Consider the following 9008-nt stretch of genomic DNA (forward strand, 5'->3'; position numbering starts at 1 on the left):
CTGTCAGACCGTTGGCAAAAACCTGATAAGTAATCGCATAGTTCGAGGCCGAACCGCTGGAGAAGACGGCATTGGAGGCCGTGATGTCATAGGTACCGGCGCCAGCACTGGCTGCCGTGCCGGCACTGGCCAGCGATACCGAGCCGATCGCGTCGCTGCCGATCAATGAGCCACTGACGGAGTAGCTGTTCAGCACAAGCGTCTGGCCATAGGTCTTGCTGGCCGTGCCAGGTGTGATCGTCAAGTTCACGTTCGCGGGCGAAATGGTCAGCGTTCCCGGTGCGTAGGTGATGTCGTAGTTGCCGGAGGTGAGGCCGGATGCCGTGATGCCATAGCTTCCGGCCACCGAAGCGCCCTGTGAGGTGCCGCCCCAGGCCAGAGAGCCACCGAAAGCGGAGGCCGTCTCGCCATTGACGAAGCCGGAATAGGCCACGCCATTGCCGCCGGAATAAGCCACGCTGTCATAGACCTTGCTGGCATTGTTGGCGGTGACCGTCAAAGCGGCCTTGTTGATGGTCATGCTGCCGGCATTGAGCGTCAGGTCGTAACCGAGCTGCGTGGAATAGAGGCCACCAAGCCTCAGCGCAGCGCCGGAATAGCTGCCGGCATTGGCGCTGGAGGCTGTATAGCCTGCCGTTCCCAGCACTAGGGCGCTGTTGTAGCTGGTCGGGCTGTAGGCAAGCGTGCCGACGTTTGTGCTGGTCGCCAGGCCGTCATAGGTCTTGGTGCTGGTTGCGCCAGTCACCGTCAGTCCGGGCATGAAGCTACGGAGAAGGGGCGCGGTATAACCATCGTAGATCCGCCAGACCTTGCCGGTGCCGCCGGTGTCATCAATATCCCAGCCGGCCCCGGTGAATGTGGAGAGGCTTGCCATCTGCGCCGTCGTCAGGCCCGTTACCCCTGAGCCATCGCCAATGCCGACACCCATGCTCTGGCCAGACTTTTGACTGTCGAAGAACGAACCGATTACGGTGCCGCCGTTGTTGTTCGTTCCGACAAGCCCGCCTAGGGTTGCACTTCCCGAAACAGCCCCTGCCGCATAGGTATTGCTGATCGTGCCGTTGTTGTTCAAGCCGACCAGCCCGCCCACTGTAATGCCTCCCCCCGATACATCTCCTGTCGCATAGGCCTCGCTGATCGTGCCGTTGTTCCAGCCGACAAGCCCGCCAATGTAATAGCTAGAACCAGAGACTGCACCCGTCGCAAACACGTTGCTGATCGCGGATTGGGAACTGTAACCGACCAGCCCGCCGACTGCGGTCACTCCCGAAACCGCCCCGGTTGCATACGAGTTGCTAATGGTGCTGTTGTCGCTCAGGCCGATGAGCCCGCCGCCTTGGTTACGTCCATAAACCACCGCTGTCGAATATGCGTCACTGGTGGTGCTATTGTAGCTGTTGCCGATCAGACCACCAGCATTGTAAACGCCGTAAACGTCACCAGTGGTATAAGCAGTGCTGATTGTCCCGTTGTCATTGGAACCAACCAGCCCGCCGACATGGCTGTAGCCGCGGATGGATGCGCCGATCAGACCGATATCCCGGATCGAGCCGCCGCTGTTATTGCCGAACAGGCCGATATAATTGGCCGAAGCGCGGCTGATGGTCAGCCCCGTGATTGTATGGCCCTGGCCATCAAAGCTGCCAGTGAAGCCGGAGCTATTTGAGCCGATGGGCACAAAGCCGGACGCGCCCCACAGGCCCGCGTAAGAGCCGTTGCTGTTAGCCGTGAAAGCGCCGGTGAGATCGATATTGGCGCCCAGCGTATAGCTGGCTCCGAGATCCTGCGACATCAGTTGGAGCGCCGCCGGGGTGGCGATCACGGTCGAATATTCGTTGCGCAGCATCGGCCGGGTTTCCCCCTCGATCATCACCCAGGTATTGGTGAAATCGAGGCCGGAATAGGTGGCCTGGGTCCGGGGCGCGCCGGAGACGTCGACGGCCGTGCCGGTAATGGTGGAGCTGGAGGCGGTGCCGATCGCAACGGTCTGCGCCGTTGAACTGGCGTCCCAATAGGCATTGTTGAGGAAGAACGAGGCCGGAGACGCACTATCTACGTCCACGCCGATCAGTCCGCCGGTGCCGCTGGCCCCTGTGACCCTGCCGCTGGCATAGACATTGGTCAAGGTGAGAGGCCCGCCGAAGGCCTGTCCGACGAGACCGCCGGCGTTGCTGGCGGCCGTCACCGCTCCGGTGGCATAGGAGTCGATGATGGTGGCGGCGTAAAGCGCGTAGCTCACAAGGCCGCCGGCACCATTGGCCGAAACCGTAACGGATGCGGAAGAGGACACGTTGGACAGCGTGGAATATGAAATCCACCCGGCAATTCCGCCAGCTTCCTGATGGCTGGTTACGCTGCCGGTGACATGGATGTTGCTTAGGCTGGAGTTGTCCGCTTGGCCGACCAGCGCTCCCACCCGGGTACTTCCTGTCACCGAGACATTGGAGAGGGTCATGTCACGCAGCGTGGCGTTCAAAGCCTCAGAAAACAGGCCGGTCATGCTCGTAAAGGGTCGATTGATGGTCAGGCTGTCGATGATATGCCCGAAGCCGGCGAAAGTGCCGGTGAAGATGCTACCGCTTGCAATCGGCACAAAGCCGGACGCGCCCCACAGGCCAGCGTAATAACCGTTGCTGTCAGCCGTGAAAGCACTGGTGAGACTAATATTGGCGCCCAGCGTATAGCTGGCGGTGAGATCCTGCGACATCAGTTGCAATGCGGTCGGTGTCGCGATGACGGTCGAATACTCATTGCGCAACATCGGCCGGGTTTCCCCATCGATCATCAGCCAGGTGTTGGTAAAATCGAGGCCGGAATAGGTGGCCTGGGTCCGGGGTGCGCCGGAGACGTCGACGGCCGTGCCCGAGACCGAAGAGCCGGTGCCTGTGAGGCTGCCAACCGCCGCCGCTTGCCCGGTCGAATTCGCGTCCCAATAGGCATCGGTCAGCGCCACTGGGCCCTGATCCATCAAGCCGAGCAGCCCGCCGACGCCGCTGGTCGCGGTCACCTTGCCGCTGGCATAGACCCTGTTCAGCGTGAGTGTCCCGTCCAGGCCCTGTCCGACGAGGCCACCGGCATTGGTAGCCGCCGTCACCGATCCGGTGGCGTAAGAGTCGGTGATGGTGACCGTGTATGCGGAAAAGCCAGCAAGGCCGCCGGCACCATTGGCCGAAACCGTAACGGATGCGGAAGAGGAGGAGATGTTCATTGCGGAATCTGCAATCCATCCGGCAATTCCGCCTGCTTCCTGATAGCCGGTTACGCTGCCGGTGACATGGATGTTGAAGAGGCCGGATCTGTTCGCCCCACCAACCAAGGCTCCCACCTGGGCATTGCCGCGGACCGCGACATTGGAGAGGGTCATGTCACGCAGGGTGGCGTTCAAAGTCTGAGAAAACAGGCCGGTCGAGCTCGTAAAGGGTCGATTGATGGTCAGGCCATCTATGTTGTGACCCAGGCCGGCGAAAATGCCGGTGAAGCTGCTACCGCTTGCAATCGGTGCAAAACCGGCACCGCTGTTCCAGCCTGCGGTGGTGGAGGCGTCGATGTCCGTGGCCAGAGCATAGTAGCCGCTCGTCGCGATAGCCTGAAGATCGGTGACGTTTCGGATCAGCGTATAGGCATTGCCGTCAATGGAAAGCGTCGAACCTGCGCCGGACAGGCTGACACGCGCGCCGTTCTGAAGCGCATAACGCGTACCGTAGGCGAGGACGAGACCGGCACCTGCACCTGTCGCGCTGATATCCTTGTTGATGAACAATCTGCCTGTTGCCGCCTGTGTCAGTGTCAGCGTCGTGCCGGCCGACCAAGAGATTGCCGCGTTGACGGTGATATCACCCGCTTGGCTGCCGTTTGAACCTGTCGTTACCGTGACATTGGCACCGGCTAGCGCGTTCTGCAGCGTCGTCACATTGAGCACGCTGTCATTGCCACTAGCATTAAATCCGGACATGCCGCTGCTTGAAGCGGTCGATATCGTCACATTGTACGGATCAAGCAGCAGCGTGCCGAAGCCGCCGGGGCCGGAGAGATTGGTAAAGCCGGCATAGTCGAGCAGCGCCTTGCCCGACACTTCTGCATCGCCGCCCGTGCCAGTCCCCGCACCCAGCGCCGTGATCAGACCTGCAAAGCTCGTGAATTTGTCAGACCAGACGACGACCGAGCCGCCATTGCCGCTTTCCGTCGCATCGGCGCGGATCACGCTGGACGCATCCACGCCGACGGTCTCGGCCCGCTGCATCGTGCCGGAGCCACGATAGTCGCCGCCGATCTTCACAGCACCGCCACCCTTGGCACCGGATGCATCGACGGTCGCACCCTTCAGCGCAACGGATTTGCCGGTTACGGTGATCTTGCCGCCCTTGCCCGTAGAGGATTTGGTCGAGACCTTGCCCGCCACCGTGACCTCGCCGCCGTCGCCGCCGCCAAACGTGATGGCACCATCGCTGCCCGACACACTGCTCGCTTCGACCACGCCATTCAGGTTGATGGCATGACGCGCCGTATCGCGCGCCGTGGCTGCCTTCATCACAACCGTGCCACCTTCCGCCGAGATCGTACCGCTGCTCTCGATCAGCGCGCCATTGCCTTCCGCGCCGTCCTTGGTCGGAACCGCCACCTGCAGGAAGCCATCGCCCGACAGATCGAGCGTTGCCTGCTCCCCGGAGCCAAGGCCCACCTTGCCCATCGGCACGGCAATCAACCCGTCATTCTTTACCGTGCCGCCAATCAAGGCCGCATAGCCGCCGCGGCCAACGGTAATAATGCCCTCGTTGCTGACGCCAGAAGACGCGCCATTGCCGTTAAAATTATACTGCCCCTTGAGGAAATCCTCATTGGAGATGTCGAGCGTGGACGCCACAAACCCGCCACCGACCTTGACCGTGCCGGTCGGGGTAATGGCGATGCCGTTGGGGTTGATCAGATAGACCTGGCCATTGGCCGTCAGAGACCCGGCAATCGTCGAGGAGGTGTCGCCGGTGACGCGGTTGAGAATGGCAGAAGATGAACTCGGCTGAACGAAGTTGACCGAATTGCCGTTCCCGACCGAGAAGCCGTTCCAGTTGACGATCGCCTTGTCGGAGCCTTGCGTCACTGTCATCGCCGAACCGGAGGTTGCGACCGAAACCGATCCCGACACCACCTGACTGCCGCTCGGCATATCGTCGGCCAAGGCAGTGCGAACAAGCATAGGGTGCGCAACAAGCGCCGTAGAGGTTAGCAGGGCGATAGATCTGCGCAGGTGGCGCGTCGGCCTTTGGCTGCCTGAACCTAGTGGACCATTTACAGTCACAACAGCGAGAGTCATGGAAAACCTTGTCTTTCTAATCAACAGTATACCTTCGAGCTCTCACAACAGAGGCAATCATCCATGCCAAATCTGGCAGGTGGATTATGAACCCGCTTAGGCTAGATGAAGGCGGTTGATTGCAACTCAGCGCTGCTGGAAATCGTGTCGAAATATTACTGTCGATGCCCGCGAAACCTGTTCTTCGCAAACAGCCGCACAGGGGATCTTTTACGTGTTCTGCTGATGGCGCCGGTGGCGTCCTGTGTCAGATGCGTGCCGTTGCATTGTGCAGTTCTACTTCATCAAACACCCCATGGCTGGCGCCCCACGGAGCAATTGCAGCCCCCGGAGATTTTCATTCCGCGCGGTCACAATGAATAAATGAAGCCAGAAGCTCGCGTTAGCGGCGAAGTGTAACCAATGTTTCACTTGTAACAAATGTTGCGAAAAACCGTGACATTCCTGCACTAAATAGAAAAATCCCATACATTCAGGGTCGGCGTGCGGCACTTTTTGCCCGAGGAATGAAGATCTTTACTGTTGTTCCCTGTCCTTCCATGCTGTCGAGATCGACGATCCCTCCATGGGCGGCAACGATTCTTGCAACAAGGGAAAGACCGAGCCCGGATCCTTCCGCACCTCCGGCATTGGAGCCGCGTACGCTGTCCTGAAAGACATGGGGAAGATCCGCCTGGGGGATCCCGATACCCTGGTCACGGACCGAAATGTCCACCCCCAATTCATTCCCGGTCAGTGAGAGCGTCACTGGAGCATCCCACTTCAGAGCGGTATATTTGACCGCATTTTCCAAGAGATTGAGAATGGCAAGTTCGATCATTGCCGCATCAGCGAAAAGCACTGTTTCTGAGGCTTGGCGATCGATTTGAAGATGAATGTCCGGATTGCTGAGCAGATCCTGGGCGCGTTTAAAGGCTCCCGTGACCACGCTGACGGCGGTTACGGAAGACGGTTCTGGTTGAAGTCTAGCCCGTTGCATGAGACTACGCTCGAGATTAACCTCAAGAATTTGCACCAGCCAAGCAACGGATCGACGAATACGTTCAATTCTATTGAAATTGGCTTCGTCAGATTTGCGAAGCGAGAGCGCAATACTGTCGGCGCTGGCCCGGATTGCGGAAAGCGGGGTCCGATACTGATGGGATAGAACCTCAAGAAAACGTACTTGTTGTATCTGAGATTCCATTTCAGCCTGCAACGCACTTTCAGCTGCTTTTCTAGCCTCTACCAGTTCGCCGGTGCGCTCTTCGACCAGAGCGGCGGCAATCCGCTCTGCGGAGTGCGCAGCGTCCAGAGCGCCAGCCTGCGTCAGCCGTTCGCGTCGCTCGGCATCTCTCAGGCGTACTGCCAGTACGCCCGTCAGCAAGGAGATATGAATGAGACCGGACAGTCCGTAGACGTGAAACATCCAATTCGGCATGTCTAAAACGTCTATGCGCTGGACGATCGAGATGACGCTGCCGATACCGAGGATACAAAATGCGACCGCCCGCAGAATGCTCGCCATCCCGTCTTCACGGGCGTACCAGAGCGAGATGAATCCGCTGAGCAAGACAACCCATAGGGCGAAAGTGGAGCCGAAGGGCGCAAATTCCAGATTGCGTCCCAAGCAGGCGAAAATAACTCCAACAAGCCCCACAGCCGCGTGCAGGAGGTAAAGACGACAAAGCCAGACGGACTTCTCATCCAACTCCAGTAGCTTGATGTAGGTCAGCGGGAAAACAACCAGCGCGCCCCAGCTACAGACGCCGATAAATATGTCATTGGCCGTACCGTTTTCCGGGAAGAGCAAAACCCGGCTGAGACCCAGATTGCCAAAATATATCAATACAAGTGAAACGGTTCTGAGTGCGAGAAGCGGATACTGGAGCTTTTGATCGAAAAGGAAGAAAATCAACTGGACGACAATCAAGATTGCCATGCCACCAAACCAAATGCCGACGGCCAGCGCGTTTGTCGTCAAGTCGGACGCAAAGTCTTAGACTCGACCGATGTCAAAGTGGGTCTGCGTCGCTGAATTGAGATTCAAAATCCGGATGTATACTTGGGTGGTCTGACCGGCTGTGAACTCAAGTCGAACGGCGTCGACAAAAGCCGAGATTCCGTTACGTAAGAGAGGGCGATGGTCGCCGGTTTGCGCAAGTCTGTAGTCACCTGCAGTGGAGCCTTTTCCGGGCAGCGCCGAGTAGATATCAACGGAATCTAGAAAATTGGGTGTAATTGTCAAAATGCCCGCGATGTTTGCGGTAGATGGCAAGCTAAGTCGGACCCATATTGCGCTTCGGGTGAAACCGAGGTTGATGTCCCTGCGTTGCACCTGCCGGAACCGCGCCTGCTGGTCCGCATTCAACACATCCGACAAAGTCAGTGCCGCCGAACTATCCTCTAACACTGATAGATGACCGGAGAGAGTCGGTAGCTGCGGCTCGGCGGCGGGTACGGGGGTCGCTATGCTCAATGATTGAATGGCAAGCGAAATTAAAAGGACCGCGAGGCGGCGAATTTCGAATAGGACTTTTCCAAGCATGTGTTCTTTACTTGCGGGCTTCGGAATTTCAATTTAGAGTTCTCCCGCTAGGCTTGCGCGCCTGAGCTTCTTCTGAAAAGGAAGGAAAACTGAAATTTTTTGGAACCGTAGACTAGATCATCCAGATGCGGAATTCAAATTACGAAATTTCTTCGGAAAAAATTAATGTATTACTCGTGGAAGACAACAATTTTCTACGGCAGAGTATTTACGACTACTTGAGCCAACGGAACATGATCGTGACGGAAGCTTTTTCCGGAGCCGAATTTTACAAGTGCTTTGATCCAGAGCGGCATGATGTGGCAGTCATTGACGTAAATTTGCCCGATGCAAGCGGTTTTCAGCTGACCGCGTCGATTCGGGAGAGAAGTGATATTGGCATCATTATTCTTACCGCTCGGACCAAGCGCGAGGATAGGATTCGAGGATATGGCGAGGGAGCCGATATTTATCTGACAAAGCCAGTAGACAGCGAGGAGCTAGCCTTAGCGATAGGTAATCTGACCAAGCGCCGCCGCCGGCTCGTCGAACTGGCACCGACTTTACAATTGTCCGAAGTCAGAGGCTCCTGGAAATTGGATCGTGACAAGCAGAGCCTGCATACTCCGGGGGGAACTCCAGTAAAGCTCTCGACACGGGAAGCTGCTTTTCTTGAATATATTGCAACACGCCCAAATATCATCATTTCTCGAGCCGAGGTGGCGTCGATTTTTGGTGAAGACAAATTTTCCCCCACCAGTCGTGTGGCTGACGTTGCACTTGCACGTCTTAGGACAAGGATTCGACGTGTAGGTGCCGAACTTCCTCTGCAGATGATCCGGAATACCGGATACAAACTAGTGGCTACGCTGCAGGTTTTGTAGGAGCAATTCAGAGAATTGGTGCAGGGATCAAGTTTCAACACTTGGCGCACCCGGCTGTCGCGCAGCACGATAGCGAAGTAGTTGATCAACGAAGCCGTTCAGTGTCATCGTTCTTCTGTATCGTGCTGATCCAACCGCTCGCTCGCATGATCCTATAATATTTGGGAATTCAATTTCAGGCTTTAGAAAATAGGAAGGGCAAGCCTCGTCTTGCCCTTCCTGTGCTCAGATCGCGGCGCGGCGCCGATCTTTCCACATGGCCCAGACGGGGGCTGCCAGGATAAACAGCGTAAGGGCGACCATGGCCATA

Annotated in this window: 3 protein-coding genes; 1 reads left to right on the forward strand and 2 read right to left on the reverse strand. The window is 57.5% G+C overall.

Annotated elements, in window-relative coordinates; genetic code table 11:
- Nucleotides 1–5191: GLUG motif-containing protein (locus E8M77_RS12175; protein WP_205910480.1), on the reverse strand; the 5191-nt coding region annotated here is incomplete at its 3' end.
- A 589-nt stretch (nt 5192–5780) separates the two neighbouring features.
- Entirely contained in the window at nt 5781–7271 is a 1491-nt protein-coding gene (locus E8M77_RS12180) for a sensor histidine kinase (RefSeq protein ID WP_137130897.1), read from the reverse strand.
- A gap of 689 nt (nt 7272–7960) precedes the next feature.
- On the opposite strand from E8M77_RS12180, the gene E8M77_RS12190 reads away from it, so the two are divergent.
- Complete coding sequence (locus E8M77_RS12190) at nt 7961–8698, forward strand: response regulator transcription factor (protein WP_137130899.1); 738 nt, start codon at nt 7961–7963, stop codon at nt 8696–8698.
- The last annotated feature ends 310 nt before the right edge of the window (nt 8699–9008 follow it).

This window comes from Rhizobium sp. FY34 (assembly GCF_005222845.1).
Classification (GTDB): domain Bacteria; phylum Pseudomonadota; class Alphaproteobacteria; order Rhizobiales; family Rhizobiaceae; genus Neorhizobium.

Coding starts and splice junctions, on each gene's coding strand:
- E8M77_RS12190 (WP_137130899.1), top strand. CDS start 7,961: ATGCGGAATTCAAATTACGAAATTTCTTCGGAAAAAATTAATGTATTA.